Origin of the sequence: Roseobacter sp. EG26 (assembly GCF_049830555.1) — a bacterium.
Lineage (GTDB): Bacteria > Pseudomonadota > Alphaproteobacteria > Rhodobacterales > Rhodobacteraceae > Roseobacter.
The window spans coordinates 1-529 of sequence record NZ_JBNBLH010000025.1; the positions used below are offsets into that span (position 1 = coordinate 1).

The window sequence follows — 529 nt, forward strand, 5'->3', positions numbered from 1 at the left end:
CAAAGCGCATGGTTGGTCGACGCACAGCTTCACAAATCGCCTCGGCATCTGCCGCGTCAGTCTTGCCGCGCTTCACGTACGGTTTGACATAGGCTGCTGGCATGAGCCGAACGTCATGGCCGAGTTCGCGCAGCTTGCGTCCCCAGTGGTGAGATGATCCGCAAGCCTCCATTCCCACCACACAGCGCGGCAACGTCTCGAAGAATGCGACCAGCTTCGCGCGTTTGATCTTCTTGTTGATTATCTTGCGTCCAGTGGCTGAAACACAGTGCACCTGAAAAACGTCCTTGGCCAAATCCAGGCCTACGGTCTTTACTGTCATTGGGTGGCTCCTTTCCTAGCAGTCGTTGACAACTGCACTTTGGCACGTTCGATGCCGGTGGAGCAGGAGCCATCCACCTCATCCGCTTGGGGGCCGAAGTCCCTGGAACTTCCGCAAGCCGTGGTGACGTTATTTTTCACTGGCGAGCCTCGCCAAGTGTCCTCGCAACGCTTCCTTTGCGTCTTCTCCTATTGCTTCGCCTATTTC

1 protein-coding gene is annotated in these 529 nt (G+C 56.5%); it reads right to left on the bottom strand.

What is annotated here, in order from left to right; translation table 11 throughout:
- A partial coding sequence (locus tag ACOTTU_RS24115) for an IS110 family transposase (RefSeq protein WP_425661955.1) occupies window positions 1–322 on the bottom strand: 322 nt, incomplete at its 3' end.
- Window positions 323–529 lie beyond the last annotated feature (207 nt).